Source organism: Burkholderia sp. BCC0322 (genome assembly GCF_902833045.1).
GTDB lineage: Bacteria > Pseudomonadota > Gammaproteobacteria > Burkholderiales > Burkholderiaceae > Burkholderia.
This window is the reverse complement of sequence record NZ_CADFDU010000001.1, coordinates 278,319-292,986: the sequence shown is the minus strand read 5'-3', so window position 1 is coordinate 292,986 and position 14,668 is coordinate 278,319. Positions and strand designations below refer to the sequence as shown.

At 69.7% G+C, this 14,668-nt stretch carries 12 protein-coding genes; 8 read left to right on the top strand and 4 right to left on the bottom strand.

All coding sequences use genetic code 11. From position 1 onward, the window contains the following. Window positions 1–44 precede the first annotated feature (44 nt). Window positions 45–947 carry an SMP-30/gluconolactonase/LRE family protein gene (locus tag HWX39_RS01370; protein WP_175965222.1) on the top strand — a complete coding sequence of 301 codons (903 nt, stop codon included), beginning with the start codon at window positions 45–47 and terminating at the stop codon, window positions 945–947. A 103-nt stretch (window positions 948–1,050) separates the two neighbouring features. Here HWX39_RS01370 and HWX39_RS01365 read toward each other — a convergent pair whose 3' ends face one another. Continuing rightward, entirely contained in the window at window positions 1,051–1,944 is an 894-nt protein-coding gene (locus HWX39_RS01365) for an amidohydrolase family protein (RefSeq protein ID WP_175965221.1), read from the bottom strand. A gap of 170 nt (window positions 1,945–2,114) precedes the next feature. On the opposite strand from HWX39_RS01365, the gene HWX39_RS01360 reads away from it, so the two are divergent. From HWX39_RS01360 to HWX39_RS01345, 4 genes are all read left to right on the top strand, one after another. Next, window positions 2,115–2,942: a p-hydroxycinnamoyl CoA hydratase/lyase gene (locus HWX39_RS01360; protein WP_175965220.1), complete on the top strand. Its 828-nt coding sequence runs from the start codon at window positions 2,115–2,117 to the stop codon at window positions 2,940–2,942. Window positions 2,943–2,984: 42 nt separating this feature from the next. Beyond that, a complete protein-coding gene (locus tag HWX39_RS01355) occupies window positions 2,985–4,436 on the top strand; it encodes an aldehyde dehydrogenase (RefSeq protein ID WP_175965219.1) in 1,452 nt (483 codons plus the stop codon). A 91-nt stretch (window positions 4,437–4,527) separates the two neighbouring features. Further along, window positions 4,528–6,432: a feruloyl-CoA synthase gene (locus HWX39_RS01350; RefSeq protein WP_175965218.1), complete on the top strand. Its 1,905-nt coding sequence runs from the start codon at window positions 4,528–4,530 to the stop codon at window positions 6,430–6,432. A 10-nt stretch (window positions 6,433–6,442) separates the two neighbouring features. Further along, window positions 6,443–8,221: an acyl-CoA dehydrogenase family protein gene (locus tag HWX39_RS01345; RefSeq protein WP_175965217.1), complete on the top strand. Its 1,779-nt coding sequence runs from the start codon at window positions 6,443–6,445 to the stop codon at window positions 8,219–8,221. Window positions 8,222–8,261: 40 nt separating this feature from the next. On the opposite strand, the gene HWX39_RS01340 is transcribed toward HWX39_RS01345, so the two are convergent. The 3 genes from HWX39_RS01340 to HWX39_RS01330 all read right to left on the bottom strand — a co-directional run bounded on the left by HWX39_RS01340 (window position 8,262) and on the right by HWX39_RS01330 (window position 11,202). Beyond that, window positions 8,262–9,248: a PDR/VanB family oxidoreductase gene (locus HWX39_RS01340; protein WP_175965216.1), complete on the bottom strand. Its 987-nt coding sequence runs from the start codon at window positions 9,246–9,248 to the stop codon at window positions 8,262–8,264. A gap of 56 nt (window positions 9,249–9,304) precedes the next feature. Beyond that, on the bottom strand, window positions 9,305–10,348 hold the full coding sequence (locus HWX39_RS01335) for an aromatic ring-hydroxylating dioxygenase subunit alpha (protein ID WP_175965215.1): 1,044 nt from the start codon (window positions 10,346–10,348) through the stop codon (window positions 9,305–9,307). An 86-nt stretch (window positions 10,349–10,434) separates the two neighbouring features. Further along, window positions 10,435–11,202, bottom strand: a complete 768-nt coding sequence (locus HWX39_RS01330; protein WP_175965214.1) for a GntR family transcriptional regulator — start codon at window positions 11,200–11,202, stop codon at window positions 10,435–10,437. Window positions 11,203–11,458: 256 nt separating this feature from the next. Between HWX39_RS01330 and HWX39_RS01325 the strand changes: the two genes are divergently transcribed. The 3 genes from HWX39_RS01325 (at window position 11,459) to HWX39_RS01315 (ending at window position 14,652) form a co-directional block, all read left to right on the top strand. Next, window positions 11,459–11,953 (top strand): MarR family transcriptional regulator, encoded by a 495-nt coding sequence (locus HWX39_RS01325; RefSeq protein ID WP_175965213.1) that lies wholly within the window; start codon window positions 11,459–11,461, stop codon window positions 11,951–11,953. 286 nt (window positions 11,954–12,239) lie between these two features. Continuing rightward, window positions 12,240–13,445 (top strand): 3-(3-hydroxy-phenyl)propionate transporter MhpT, encoded by a 1,206-nt coding sequence (mhpT, locus tag HWX39_RS01320; protein ID WP_175965212.1) that lies wholly within the window; start codon window positions 12,240–12,242, stop codon window positions 13,443–13,445. A 67-nt stretch (window positions 13,446–13,512) separates the two neighbouring features. Beyond that, entirely contained in the window at window positions 13,513–14,652 is a 1,140-nt protein-coding gene (locus HWX39_RS01315) for a porin (RefSeq protein WP_175965211.1), read from the top strand. The last annotated feature ends 16 nt before the right edge of the window (window positions 14,653–14,668 follow it).

Sequence of the window (14,668 nt, the reverse complement as noted above, 5' to 3'; positions counted from 1 at the left end):
CCTGCGAACGCGACGTATATTCGCGACAGATACTGGGAGACGGCATGCAACAGAATCATCCGGCCGCGTCGGCGACGCTGCTGGCCGACAGCCGCAACACGCTCGGCGAAGGCGCGACGTGGTGCGATGCGACGCACGCGCTGTACTGGACGGACATCGAAGGCGCGCAGTTGTGGCGATGCCGCGCGGACGGCTCCGGCCTCACGCCGTGGCCGATGCCCGAGCGGCTCGCGTGTTTCGCGCTGACCGGCGATCCGGACGTGCTGCTCGTCGGGCTCGCGACGCATCTCGCGTTCTTCGACCTGCGCAGCGGCGCGTTCACGCGGATCGTCGACGTCGAACCCGACCTGCCGACGCGGCTGAACGACGGGCGCTGCGACCCGTTCGGCGCGTTCGTGTTCGGGATGAAGGACGAAGGCGGCGAGCCGCCGCGCGCGGTCGGCGGGTTCTACCGGCTGAAGCCGGATCTCACGCTCGAACGGCTCGCGCTGCCGCCGGCGGCGATCGCGAACAGCATCGCGTTCTCGCCGGACGGTTCGAAGATGTATTTCTGCGATTCGCTCGTGCGCGAGATTTTCGTCTGCGATTACCGCGCGGGCGGCGACGTCGCGAACGTGCGGCCGTTCGCGCGCCTGACAGACGCGGAAGGCGACCCCGACGGCTCGACGATCGATCGCGACGGCGGCCTGTGGAACGCGCAGTGGGGCGGGCGACGGGTGGTGCGCTACGGGCCGGACGGCATCGAGACGGCGCGCGTCGACGTGCCGACCGCGCAGCCGAGCTGCACGGCGCTCGATGGCGAAGGCCGCCTGTACGTGACGAGCGCGCGCGTCGGGTTGAGCGACGACGCGCTGGCAAGCGATGCGCATGCGGGCGGCGTGTTCGTCGCGCAGACGCGGCACGCGGGGCTGCCGACCGCGCGGTTCACGCCGAAGCGCGCCATCTGAGCGTTTCGGCGCGGCCAGCGGCCGGCGGGCGCGGCATCGTCGCACGACCGCGCCGGCCGCGCCTGCCGCCGCGCCACGATCGGCGCATTCACCACTTGGCGCGTCACGCGCGCGGCGCGTCGAGCCCCAACCCCAGTAACGCCACCGCGTTGTCCTTCAGGATCAGCGGGTGCACGTCGGGCCGGAACCCGGCGCCGTGGAAATCCTCCAGCCAGCGATCCGGCCGGATCAGCGGAAAATCCGACGCGAACAGCACCTTGTGCCTGAGCAGCGTGTTTGCGTACTTCACCAGCTCCGGCGAGAAATACTTCGGCGACCATCCCGACAGATCGATGTAGACGTTCGGCTTGTGCAGCGCGATCGACAGCGCTTGCTCCTGCCACGGCCACGACGGGTGCGCGATCACGATCTTCATGTCCGGGAAGTCGGCGGCGACGTCGTCGAGATGGATCGGTTCGGAGTACTTCAGACGCAACCCGCCGCCGCCGCGCATGCCCGACCCCATCCCCGAATGCCCGCTGTGGAACACGGCCGGCAGCCCGTATTCGGCGATCACCTCGTAGATCGGATACGCGAGCCGGTCGTTCGGAAAGCACCCCTGCATCGTCGGGTGGAACTTGAAGCCCTTCACGCCGTGTTCTTCGATCAGGCGGCGCGCCTCGCGCGCGCCGAAGCGGCCCTTGTGCGGGTCGATGCTCGCGAACGCGATCATCACGTCGGCGTTCTCCTGCGCGAACTGCGCGATCTCCTCGTTCGGAATGCGGCGCCGGCCGATGTTCGTCTCGCAGTCGACGGTGAACATCACGAAGCCGATGCGACGCTCGCGGTAGTACGCGATCGTCTCCGGAATCGTCGGCCGGCGGCCCTGCTTCAGCACCGTGCCGAAGTACTTGTCGGCCGCATCGTCGAATGCCTTCGCGAACAGGTCGGGCGGCTGGCAGCACGACACTTCGGCATGCACGTGCGTGTCGATGGCGATCAGGTTGCGGATGTCCAAGCGTGTCTCCTCATGTCGTGAAACGCAGGCGCCGCGCGGCGCGAAACCGCGCGTTCGTGCCCGTTTAGGGGTTTGTCCCGAGCCGCTTCCATTCTACTTTACATATCAGGTTACCTGATAGTAAATTGGCATCGAGTCGCGTAGGGCGGCACGGTCATTGGAGAACGAAGATGAGTTACGAAGGTCGCTGGAAAACGGTGAAGGTCACGGTCGAAGGCGGAATCGCGTGGGTTACGCTGAACCGCCCGGACAAGCGCAACGCGATGAGCCCGACGCTGAACACGGAGATGATCGACGTGCTGGAAGCGGTCGAGCTCGACGCCGAGGCGCAGGTGCTCGTGCTGACCGGCGAGGGCGATGCCTGGACGGCCGGGATGGACCTGAAGGAGTATTTCCGCGAAGTGGACGCGGGCCCGGAGATCCTGCAGGAGAAGATCCGCCGCGACGCGAGCCGCTGGCAGTGGCAACTGCTGCGCATGTATTCGAAGCCGACGATCGCGATGGTCAACGGCTGGTGTTTCGGCGGCGGCTTCTCGCCGCTCGTCGCGTGCGATCTCGCGATCGCGGCCGACGAAGCCGTGTTCGGGCTGTCGGAGATCAACTGGGGCATCCCGCCGGGCAACCTCGTCAGCAAGGCGATGGCGGATACCGTCGGGCATCGCGAGGCGCTGTACTACATCATGACCGGCGATACCTTCACCGGGCAGCAGGCCGCGAAGATGGGGCTCGTCAACAAGAGCGTGCCGCGTGCGCAACTGCGCGACGAAGTGCTGGCGCTCGCCGCGAAGCTGCTCGACAAGAATCCGGTCGTGATCCGCAATGCGAAGCACGGCTTCAAGCGCTGCCGCGAACTGACGTGGGAGCAGAACGAGGACTACCTGTACGCGAAGCTCGACCAGGCGAACTACCGCGATCCGGAAGGCGGCCGCGAGCAGGGCCTCAAGCAGTTCCTCGACGACAAGAGCATCAAGCCGGGCCTGCAGGCGTACAAGCGCTGACGCGCGACGCGGCACGCAACCGGACTGAGCGGAGACAGCGAAATGCACGAAGTGAGTTTGTTGATCGACGGCGTGTCGCGCGGCGCGTCGGATGGCGGCACGTTCGACCGGATCGATCCGGCGACGGGACAGGTGGCGTCGTGCGCCGCCGCGGCGACGCTCGCCGATGCGGATGCCGCGGTCGCGGCGGCCGCGCGCGCGTTTCCCGCATGGGCGGCGCTCGCGCCGACCGAGCGCCGCCGGCGGCTGCTCGCGGCGGCCGACCGGATGGACGCGCGCGCCGGCGAATTCATCGAGACCGGCCGTGCCGAAACCGGCGCGATGGCGAACTGGTACGGCTTCAACGTGATGCTCGCGGCGAACATGCTGCGCGAGGCCGCCGCGATGACGACGCAGATCGACGGCGCGGTGATCCCGTCCGACGTGCCGGGCAGCCTCGCGATGGCGGTGCGCCAGCCGTGCGGCGTCGTGCTCGGCATCGCGCCGTGGAACGCGCCGGTGATTCTCGCGACCCGCGCGCTCGCGATGCCGCTCGCGTGCGGCAACACGGTCGTGCTGAAGGCGTCCGAAGGCTGCCCGGGCGTGCACCGGCTGATCGGCAGCGTGCTGCAGGACGCGGGGCTCGGCGACGGCGTCGTCAACGTGATCACGCACGCGCCGCAGGATGCCCCCGCGATCGTCGAACGATTGATCGCGAACCCGGCGGTGCGGCGTGTCAACTTCACCGGCTCGACGCGCGTCGGCCGGATCGTCGCGATGCTCGCCGCGCAGCACCTGAAGCCGGCGCTGCTTGAACTCGGCGGCAAGGCGCCGGTGCTCGTGCTCGACGACGCGGATCTCGATGCGGCGGTCGACGCGGTCGCGTTCGGCGCGTTCTTCAACCAGGGCCAGATCTGCATGTCGACCGAGCGTGTGATCGTCGACCGGACAGTCGCCGATGCATTCGTCGAACGGCTCGTCGCGAAGGCGCGTACGCTGAAGGCGGGCAACCCGGCCGCGCCGGGCGTCGTGCTCGGCACGCTGGAAAGCGCGGCGGCCGCGCAGCGGATCGCGGCGCTGGTCGCCGACGCGCGCGCGCACGGCGCGGCGTTGCCGCTCGGCTGCGAAGTGGACGGCGCGGTGATGCAGCCGACGATCGTCGATGGCGTCACGCGCGACATGAAGCTCTACGCGGACGAATCGTTCGGGCCGGTCGTGACCGTGCAGCGCGTCGACGGCGACGAGGCGGCGCTTGCCGCCGCGAACGACAGCGAATACGGGCTGTCGGCCGCGGTGTTCAGCCGCGACATCGCACGCGCGATGCAGGTCGCGAAGCGGATCGAGTCGGGCATTTGCCACATCAACGGCCCGACCGTGCACGACGAGGCGCAGATGCCGTTCGGCGGCGTGAAGGCGAGCGGCTACGGCCGGTTCGGCAGCAAGGCGTCGATCGCCGAATTCACCGACCTGCGCTGGATCACCGTGCAGACCGCGCCGCGCCACTACCCGATCTGAGCGGGCCGCCGCATCGCGGCACCGACAACGACACAATGAAGTTTCCGCCGCGCGCTGCCAGCGCGCAGGCGGAACCGACTGGAGACAGACCTTGGATGCGGATCCGACCCAACTGCACGGCACTGCCGCCGTGCAGCCCGCCCCTGCCGGCTACCGCCCCGTCGCGATCGGTGCGGCACCGCCCGACATCGCGCAGCGCGACGGCTGCTGGACCCTGTGTGCATCGACCGCGCTCGGCGCGTATCCGCGTCGGCTGACCGATCGGCTCGTCAGCGGTGCGCAAGCGCACCCGGATCGCTGGCTCGTCGCGCGGCGCGGCCCCGACGGCGCGTGGATCGGCATCAGCTATGCGCAGATGCTCGAACGCGCGCGCGTGATCGGCCAGGCGCTGCTCGATCGCGGGCTGTCGGCCGAGCGGCCGGTCGCGATCCTGTCCGGCAACGATCTCGAACACCTGCAGGTGGCGTTCGGCGCAATGTGGGCCGGCGTTCCGTATGCGCCGCTGTCGCCCGCGTATTCGCTCGTGTCGAGCGACTACGGCAAGCTCCGTCACGCGCTGGCGCTGCTGACGCCGGGGCTCGTGTTTGCCGCCGATGGCGATGCGTTCCGCGCCGCGCTCGATGCGACGGTGCGGCCCGACGTCGAGCGCGTGGTCGTGTCGGCGCCGGACGGGATGCGCGGCGTCACGCGCTTCGCGTCGCTGCTCGACACCGCGCCGGGCAGCGTCGACGCCGCGCACGAGGCGATCTCGGGCGACACGATCGCCAAGTTCCTGTTCACGTCCGGTTCGACGCGGCTGCCGAAGGCGGTGCCGACCACGCACCGGATGCTGTGCAGCAACCAGCAGATGCTGCTCGAAACGTTTCCGCAATTCGGCATCGAGCCGCCGGTGCTGGTCGACTGGCTGCCGTGGAACCACACTTTCGGCGGCAGCCACAACGTCGGGATTGCGCTGTACAACGGCGGCACGCTGTACATCGACGATGGCAAGCCGGTCGCCGGCAAGTTCGACGAGACGCTGCGCAACCTGCGCGAGATTGCGCCGACGGTGTACTTCAACGTGCCGAAAGGCTGGGAGGAGCTGACCATCGCGCTCGAAACGGACGCGGCGCTGCGCGCGACCTTCTTCTCGCGGGTGAAGATGTATTTCTTCGCGGGCGCGGGGCTGTCGCAGGCCGCGTGGGACCGGCTCGAGCGCGTGACGCTCGCGCACTGCGGCGAGCGCATCCGGATCATGGCGGGCCTCGGGATGACCGAGGCCGCGCCGTCGTGCATGTTCACCACCGGGCCGATGTCGGGCGCCGGCTACATCGGCCTGCCCGCGCCCGGCTGCGACGCGAAGCTGGTGCCGGTCGACGGCAAGCTCGAGGCGCGCTTTCGCGGCCCGAACGTGATGGCCGGCTACTGGCGCGCGAGCGGCGGCGACGCGCGCGAGGTGTTCGACGACGAAGGCTACTACCGCAGCGGCGACGCGGTGCGCTTCGTCGACCCGCAGCGTCCGGAGATCGGGCTGATGTTCGACGGCCGGATCGCCGAGGATTTCAAGCTGTCGACGGGAACCTTCGTGAGCGTCGGGCCGATGCGCGCGCGGATCGTGTCGAACGGCGCGCCGTACGTGCAGGACGCGGTCGTGACCGGGATGAATCGCGACGACGTCGGCGCGATGATCTTCCCGCGCGTCGACGATTGCCGCCGCCTCGCGGGCGCGGGGCCGGACGCCGACGTGCGCGCCGTGCTGCAGGCGCCGGCCGTGCGCGCGTTCTTTGCGGACCTGTTGCAGCGGCTGAACCGCGACGCGACCGGCAGCGCGACGTTCATCACGCGGCTGTGCCTGCTCGACACGCCGCCGTCGCTCGATCTCGGCGAAATCACCGACAAGGGGTCGATCAACCAGCGCGCGGTGCTGACGCAGCGCGCGGCGGTGGTCGAAGCGATGTATGCGCGCGACGCGGCCGATGCCGGCGTGATCGTCGCCGGCGCGGCGCGCGGCGCGTAAGGCGCGCACGATGAGTACCGGATATCGCGCGCCGCTGCGCGACATGCTGTTCGTGATCGACGAATGGCTCGATGCACCGGCGCTGTGGCGCCGCGTGCCCGAATGGACGGATCTCGATGCGTCGATCGCGCAGCAGGTGCTCGACGAGGCCGCGCGCTTCGTGACCGGGCGCATCGCGCCGCTCGACGCGAGCGGCGATCTCGACGGCTGCCGGTTCGACCGTGGCGACGTGACGGTGCCGGACGGCTTTCGCGACGCGTATCGCGACTACGTCGACGCCGGCTGGCCGACACTCGCGCTCGATCCGGACTGCGGCGGGCAGGGCCTGCCGCATCTGCTCGACGTCGCGCTGCAGGAAATGCTTGCCGCGGCGAACCATGCGTGGCTGATGTCGCCGGGGCTCACGCACGGCGCGGTCGCGTGCCTGCGCGCGCACGGCTCGGAGCGGTTGAAGCGCGACGTGCTGCCCAAGATAGCGAGTGGCGAATGGCTGACGACGATGTGCCTGACCGAGCCGCAGGCCGGCAGCGATCTCGGCCTGTTGCGCACGCGGGCGGTGCCCGATCCGGCCGTCGGCGGCTACCGGATCAGCGGCAGCAAGCTGTTCGTTACCGGCGGCGAGCACGACCTGACCGACAACATCGTGCACCTCGTGCTCGCGCGGCTGCCCGATGCGCCGGCGGGCACGAAAGGCCTGTCGCTGTTCGTCGTGCCGAAGTGGCGCGACGGCCCGGCCGGGCGCGAGCGCAATGGCGTCTGGTGCGACGGCATCGAGAAAAAGATGGGACTGAAGGCGAGCCCGACCTGCGCGATGCGCTTCGACGAGGCTGTCGGCTGGCTCGTTGGCGAGCCGCATCGCGGCCTCGCGTCGATGTTCGTGATGATGAACGCCGCGCGGCTGCAGGTCGCGATGCAGGGTGTCGGGCATGCGCAAAGCGCGTGGCAGGCCGCGTCGGCCTATGCGCACGAACGCGTGCAAGGGCGCGCGGCCGGCACGGCGGCGCCGATCGCGGCGCACCCGGCAATCCGCCGCATCCTGCTCGACGCGCAAGCAATCGTCGAAGGCGAGCGGGCGATCGGCTACTGGATCGCGCACGGGCTCGACATCGCCGCGCACGATCCGGAGCTGCCGCGGCGGCAGGCCGCGTCGCGGCTCGCGTCGCTGCTCACGCCGGTCGCGAAGGCGTTTTTCACCGCGAACGGATTCGCGGCCGCGTCGAACGCGCTGCAGGTGTTCGGCGGGTACGGCTACATCCACGAATACGGGATCGAGCAGACGGTGCGCGATTGCCGCGTGTCGATGCTCTACGAAGGGACGAACGAGATCCAGGCGATCGACCTGCTGGTGCGCAAGGTGCTGGCCGATCGAGGCGAAGCGCTCGGCATGCTGCTCGATCTCGTGCGGGCGGAGGCGGCGCGCTGTGTCGATAGTACGGGCGAGCGCGTGCGGGATGCGGGCGCACGGGTCGCCGCGTGCTGCGCGGACGTCGAACGCGTGACAGCCGACGTAATGCGCACGAGCGCGGTCGAACCCGATCTGCCGTATCGCGTCGCGGACGACTATCTCGCGCTGCTCGGGTGGCTGCTGCTCGCGTTCGCGTGGGCGCGCACGCTGCGCATCGTCGGCGACGCGCCGTGCGACGATCCGTTCCGCACGGACAAGCGCGCGCTCGGCGCTTACTTCTTCGACTATCCGCTGGCGGCGTTCGCGCATCGGCTCGCGCTCGTCGAGGCCGGGTGCCGGGCGTCGTTGCCGGTTGCCGGGGCTCAAAGCCGGCCGTCGGCGTGAACGGGCGGCGGGCGGCGCGTCCGCCGCGCCGCACGCACTTTCACAGATCCAGCACCAGCAGCGGCGAGACCGCGCGTGAACAGCACGGCAGCATCTGATCGTTGGCCGCGCGTTCGTCGTCGGTCAGGTAGACGTCGCGATGATCGGGCGTGCCGGACAGCACGCGCGTGAGACAGGTGCCGCACACGCCCTGCTCGCACGACACCGGCACCTCGATTCCGCAGCCGCGCAGCGCTTCGACGATCGTCGTGCCGGCCGGCACGTCGACGACGCGGCCCGATTGCGCGAGCGATACCTGGAACGCCTGGTCGCCTCCCTCTTCGCCCGGGGCGGCTGCGGCGTCCACGCCTGAGTTGGCCGCACCTACGCCGGCCACACCGAAATACTCCCGATGCACGTTCGCCGGATCCCAGCCGGCCTGCGCGGCCGCCGCGAGCACGGCGCCGATGAACCCGCCGGGGCCGCACACGTACAGATGCGTCCCCGCATCGGGCTTCGCGAGCACCTGCGCGAAATCGATGCGCCGGCCGTCCGGCGCATCGTCGAACCAGAGCCGCGTGCGGGCCTTGAGCCCGGGCGCGTCGAGCCGGTCGAGGAACGCGGCGCGTGCCGGCTCGCGCGCGCAGTAATGCAGCTCGAACGACTGGCCGGTGTCGATCAGGTGCGCGGCCATGCTGAGCAGCGGCGTGATCCCGATGCCGCCCGCGAGCAGCACGGTGTGCGCGGCACGCGGGTCGAGCGGGAAGTGGTTGCGCGGCGCGCTGATGTCGAGCGTCGTGCCGGGCTCGCATGCGTGCATCGCGAGCGAGCCGCCGCGCGACGCGGGCTCGCGCAGCACGCCGAGCCGGTAGACGCCCGTCTCCGACGGGCTGTTGCACAGCGAATACTGGCGGACGAAGCCGCCGACGTGGACGTCGATATGCGCGCCGGCCGTGAATGGCGGCAGCGCCGCGCCGTCTGCCGGCGCGAGTTCGAACGCGCAGATGTCGGTCGCGACGGGAAGTTTGCGGATGAGCGTGACTTTCATGGGGAAGGGTGAAGTAGGCGTGCCGCGCCGCCATGCGGCGGCGGCGCGGCATGCGGTCAGCACGGCAGCGCGGCGGCGCGCTCCTGGTCGATCAATCGGTCGAGCACGCGTCGCGACTGCACGCCGCCCGCGTCGATGTTCAGCTTCAGCAGCGGCCGGTCCGGCCAGCGCAGCAGGTTGCGCTGCTGCGCTTCGAGCATGTCGAGATCCTCGGCGAAGATCGCGCCCTGCCCGTTGCGGATCGTCTCGGTCAACGCGCGGTCGTCCACCGCGAAGCTGCGCGCCATCCCCCAGAAGTACCAGATCGACGTCTCGGTTTCCGGCGTGATGAAATCGACGACGATGCTCGACACCTTGTCGCGCGGGTCTGCGTGATAGCCGCCCTTGCCCGCATGCGCGACGCCCACTTCGATCATCACGTGGCTCGGCGGCGTGAAATGGCAGATCTGCCAGCGATCGCAGCGCACGTCGTCGGCGAGCCCGTTGCCGCGCAGCGCGGCAGCCCAGAACGGCGGCGGCACGATGCCTTCCATGAAGCGGCTGGTCGTGACCGTGTCGCCGTTCACCTTGGTTGCGGGCGGCGCTTCCTCGATCTCCGGCTGCCCGATGCTCGATGCATGCACGTAGGTCTCGTGCGTGAGGTCCATCAGGTTGTCGATCATCAGCCGGTAATCGCAGTCGATGTGATAGAGGCCGCCGCCATACGCCCAGCCCGGATCGTCGGCCCAGTGGAGCGGGTGGATCGCCGCCGGATCGGCCTGGGCCGGGTCGCCCGGCCACACCCACACGAAGCCGTGCCGCTCGACGGCCGGATAGCGGCGGATCGCCGGAATGCCGCCGACACGCTGGCACGGCATGCTCGTGCACTTGCCGTCCGCGCCCATCGTCAGCCCGTGATAGCCGCACACGAGCCGGCCGTCGCGCACGGTGCCGAGCGACAGCGGCGCGCCGCGGTGCGGGCAGAAATCCTCGAGCGCGGCGACCGCGCCGTCCGCGTCGCGAAAGAACACCATGCGTTCGCCGCAAATCTGCCGCCCCAGCGGCTTGCCGGCGAATTCGTCCGGCGTGCAGGCCACATACCACGCGTTTTTCAGGAACATGCGTCTCCTCCATGGCGTGTCCCCACGCCGTGTCTATCGTCGGATGAGCGGCGCGTCGTGCGCCGCGCGAAGGTGCCGCGCGCCGGTCAGCCGGCGTCGCGGCGAATCAGGTTGCCGCCCTTGAGCTTCGTCATCGCGCGCTGGCTGTCGAGCACGCGCCGCAGGTTGTCGTGCGCGATCTGCGCGTGTTCGCGCATCAGCGCTTCGGCGCGCGCGCCCTGGCGGCGTTCGATCGCGTCGAGCACCGCGCGATGCTGGGCTTGCGCGACGATCAGCGTTTCGCGCGCGCGCGGATCGAGCGACTGCACGACGACGAACGCGCTCGCGGACGCGAACGGCAACGTCGCGACCTTGTCGATCTGCCGCGCGACGACGTCGCTGCCGGCCGCTGCCGCGAGCAGCCGGTGGAAACGGGCATTCGCGTCGACGTAGCGCGAGAACGTGTCGTCGGTCAGCGGGCCGGCGAGCAGCACGTCGATCTCGTCGGCGCACGCGTGCAGGCCGTGCAGCATCGACGGCGGCACGCCGCGTTCGGCCGCGAACCGCGCGGCGAGCCCTTCGAGCGTGCCGCGCAGTTCGATCGCATCGCCGATCTCGCGCGCCGAAAACGCGCGCACCGCAAACCCGCCGGTCGAAATCGGCTCGACCAGCCCTTCCTCCTGAAGCCGGATCAGCGCCGCCCGAACCGGCGTGCGCGATACGCCGAGCCGCTCGACGACCCACAGTTCGGAAATGCGTGCACCGGGCGCGAGCTCTCCGCCGACGATGAGCTCGCGCAGGCCGAGCAGCGTGCGGACCGTTTGCGACGGGGAAGCGGCGCGGGTGTCGGAAGTCGGAGCGTCGAGGTCGGTCATGGCGGATATCGGGGGCAGTGCCGCATTGCCGGGGCAGGCGTGCGGAGTTATCAGGTTACTTGATAAAATTGTATACATCGCTGCCGTGTGTTCAAGTTGAATCGTGCAAATCAGCGGGTAAACCACGAGCGAAACCTGCTAGGCGGGCTGATGTTGTATACAGTGCGCCGGTCGCCACGAATCAGGCGATGCGAGCCTGTCCGCCATGCGGGCCGCGTGAGGTAAGATGGCCCGCGATATTCCTCCCGACACCTTCATGAGTTCGACTCCCGTCAAACCGGCCGGCGCGAAACGCGCTGCCCGTGCCACCGAGGCCAGGCCGCCCATGCGTGCCCAGCAGCGGCTGACCTACCTGATCGGCAATCTCGATCGGCTGCTGCGCCGCCAGATGAGCGATGCGCTCGCCCCGCTCGGCGTGACGCTCGCGCAATACACGGCGCTGTCGGTGCTCGAGGCGCGCGGCGCGCTGTCCAATGCGCAGCTCGCGGTGCGCTCGTTCATCACGCCGCAATCCGCCAACGAGGTGATGGTCGCGATGGCGGCGCGAGGTTTCGTCACGCGCGAGGCCGATCCGAATCATGGCCGCGTGATCCTGCTGCGCCTGACCGACGAAGGTTCGGCGATCCTGCGCGAATGCGAACGGGTGCTGCGGCCGCTCGAACGGCGGATGCTCGGCGACGACCTCACCGCCGCCGACGCCGCGCAGGTCCAGCGCACGCTCGAGCTGTTCGTGCGCAACCTGCGCGACTGAACCACACGTTCGCTTCACTCGTCGTTCCGCACGGCCTTGCCCGGCCGGCTTCCGCGTGCGTTGCGGGTTAACACCGGCGCACCGCACACTTGAAATATCAGGTTACCTGTTATTAAATCGTCCCGTCCTTCGATGGGATGACGGTCCGCATGACCGGCTGGTCGAGCGGATTTTATTTCGGACAATGAATCAGGCTACCTGATAATTTATGATGCATGGTCCGATCACGACAAAGACGCCGCGCATGCGTCCCGGCATGACGCGCAGTACAAGGTTTGGAGACGACATGGACACTTCCGTTGCCGAGAGGCCGGCCGTCGCGACGACGCTCGGTTTGTGTTTCGCGATCGCGCTGCTCGAGGGGCTCGACCTGCAGTCGGTCGGCGTTGCCGCGCCGCGCATGGCTCACGAGTTCGGGCTCACGGTTTCGCAGATGGGACTCGCGTTCAGCGCCGGCACGTTCGGCCTGCTGCCGGGCGCGATGCTCGGCGGCTGGCTCGCCGACCGGATCGGCCGCAAGCACGTGCTGATCGCGTCGGTCTGCCTGTTCGGGCTGCTGTCGATCGCGACCGCGCAGGTGTCGAGCTTCGCGATGCTGGTCGTCGTGCGCGCGCTCACTGGCCTCGGCCTCGGCGGTGCGATGCCGAACCTCATTGCGCTGTCGTCCGAAGCGGTCGACTCGCGCTCGCGCAGCAGCGCGGTGGCCGTGATGTACTGCGGGATTCCGTTCGGCGGCGTGATCGCGTCGCTGATCGGCGTGCTGCTGGCCGGCGACACCGAGTGGCGGCACATCTTCTACGTCGGCGGCATCGGGCCGCTGCTGCTTGCCCCGCTGCTGCTCGCGCTGCTGCCGGAATCGCGCGCGTTCCTCGACGTCAACGCATCGGGCGGCGCGCGTCCGGGCGTCGCGCACACGCTGTTCGGCGGTTCGCGCACCGGCACGACGCTGGCGCTCTGGCTCAGCTATTTCTGCACGCTGATCGTGCTGTATTTCCTGCTGAATTGGCTGCCGTCGCTGATGGCGGCGAAGGGGCTCGCGCGCAGCCAGGCCGGGATCGTGCAGATCTTCTTCAACATCGGCAGCGGCCTCGGCGTGCTCGGCATCGGCATGTCGATGGACCGGATGCGGCCGTCGCGGGTCGTCGGCGGCATGTACGCGGGGATCGTGCTGTCGCTCGCCGCGCTCGCCATCGCGCCGGGCCTCGTGTGGCTGTCCGCCGCCGCGTTCGCGGCCGGGATGTTCGTCGTCGGCGGCCAGTCGGTGCTGTATGCGCTCGCCGCGATCTACTACCCGACCGCGATGCGCGGCACCGGCGTCGGCTCGGCGGTTGCGGTGGGCCGGCTCGGCTCCGTGGTCGGCCCGCTCGCGGCCGCCGAGCTGCTCGCGATGGGGCGCAGCGCGTCGGTCGTGATCGGCGCGAGCATCCCCGTCACGCTGGTCGCCGCCGTCGCGGCGCTGGTGCTGATCCGCAGGCCGCAGGCACACGACTGAGTTTCTTTACTTTCACCCACGAGCGCCGGCAGAGCGCGATATCGACGCAGGTCTGGAGACACTAACCATGAAGCACACCAAAGCCTTGCTGGCGGCCGGCGCATGCGCGCTGGCCTCGACCGGCGCGCACGCGCAATCGAGCGTGACGCTGTACGGGATCATCGACACGGGCGTCGAGTTCGTGTCGCACGCGAACGCGGCCGGCGACCACGTGGTGCGGATGCCGGCCGTGACCGGCGAACTGCCGTCGCGCTGGGGGCTGCGCGGCGCGGAGGATCTCGGCGGCGGCTACCAGGCGGTCTTCACGCTGGAGAGCGGCTTCAACGTGCGCGGCGGCGATCTCGGGCAGGGCGGCCGGCTGTTCGGGCGGCAGGCGTTCGTCGGGCTGAAGGGCGGCTTCGGCACGCTCGCGTTCGGCCGCCAGTACACGATGACGTACCTCGCGCTGCAGGGCGCGGACATCATCGGCCCCGACATCTACGGGCTCGGCTCGTTCGACGCATATGTGCCGAACGGGCGCGCCGACAACGCGGCGACCTACATCGGCACGTACCGTGGCGTGACGCTTGGCGCCGCGTATTCGTTCGGCCGCGACGGCGCGGGCACCGGCAACTCGCCGGGGCAGGGCACGTGCGCGGGGCAGGTGCCGGGCGATACGCTCCAGTGCCGCAACTGGTCGGTGATGCTCAAGTACGACAGCGCGTATTTCGGCGCGGCGGCGTCGTACGAGGAGCAGCGCGGCGGCACCGGCGCGGCCGCGAATTTCTTCGACGGCGTCGCGCCGGTCGCCTTCACGAGCAGCGGCGGCAAGGACGCGCGCACGCACGTGAGCGCCTACGCGCAGGCGGCGGGCGCGAAGATCGGCGCGGGCTGGATCGGCCGGCGCGTGTCGACCGGTTCGCCGGCCGCGCCCGGCGCGCATTCGGACCTGTTCTTCGTCGGTGCGTCGTACGCGGTGAAGCCCGATTTCGTCGTCGACGGCGAAGGCTACCGGATCGTCAACAGCGCGCACGACACGCGCGCGACGATGGCGACGCTGCGCGCGACCTATTTGCTGACCAAGCGCACGGCCGTCTATGCGCAATCGTCGTACCTGTGGAACAGCGCGCATGCACGCTACGCGGTCAGCGGCGGCGGCCCGGGCACGACGCCCGGCGAAGGGATGGGGCAGCTCGGCGCGATGGTCGGCGTCCGGCACATGTTCTGATCCGGCAGTCTGACGA

What these genes read in the sequence shown, in the direction of transcription:
- HWX39_RS01315 (WP_175965211.1), top strand. Translation starts at nt 13,513, where the DNA reads ATGAAGCACACCAAAGCCTTGCTGGCGGCCGGCGCATGCGCGCTGGCC.
- HWX39_RS01330 (WP_175965214.1), bottom strand. Translation starts at nt 11,202, where the DNA reads ATGACCGACCTCGACGCTCCGACTTCCGACACCCGCGCCGCTTCCCCG.
- HWX39_RS01355 (WP_175965219.1), top strand. Translation starts at nt 2,985, where the DNA reads ATGCACGAAGTGAGTTTGTTGATCGACGGCGTGTCGCGCGGCGCGTCG.
- HWX39_RS01345 (WP_175965217.1), top strand. Translation starts at nt 6,443, where the DNA reads ATGAGTACCGGATATCGCGCGCCGCTGCGCGACATGCTGTTCGTGATC.
- HWX39_RS01370 (WP_175965222.1), top strand. Translation starts at nt 45, where the DNA reads ATGCAACAGAATCATCCGGCCGCGTCGGCGACGCTGCTGGCCGACAGC.
- HWX39_RS01335 (WP_175965215.1), bottom strand. Translation starts at nt 10,348, where the DNA reads ATGTTCCTGAAAAACGCGTGGTATGTGGCCTGCACGCCGGACGAATTC.
- HWX39_RS01340 (WP_175965216.1), bottom strand. Translation starts at nt 9,248, where the DNA reads ATGAAAGTCACGCTCATCCGCAAACTTCCCGTCGCGACCGACATCTGC.
- HWX39_RS01325 (WP_175965213.1), top strand. Translation starts at nt 11,459, where the DNA reads ATGAGTTCGACTCCCGTCAAACCGGCCGGCGCGAAACGCGCTGCCCGT.
- mhpT (WP_175965212.1), top strand. Translation starts at nt 12,240, where the DNA reads ATGGACACTTCCGTTGCCGAGAGGCCGGCCGTCGCGACGACGCTCGGT.
- HWX39_RS01360 (WP_175965220.1), top strand. Translation starts at nt 2,115, where the DNA reads ATGAGTTACGAAGGTCGCTGGAAAACGGTGAAGGTCACGGTCGAAGGC.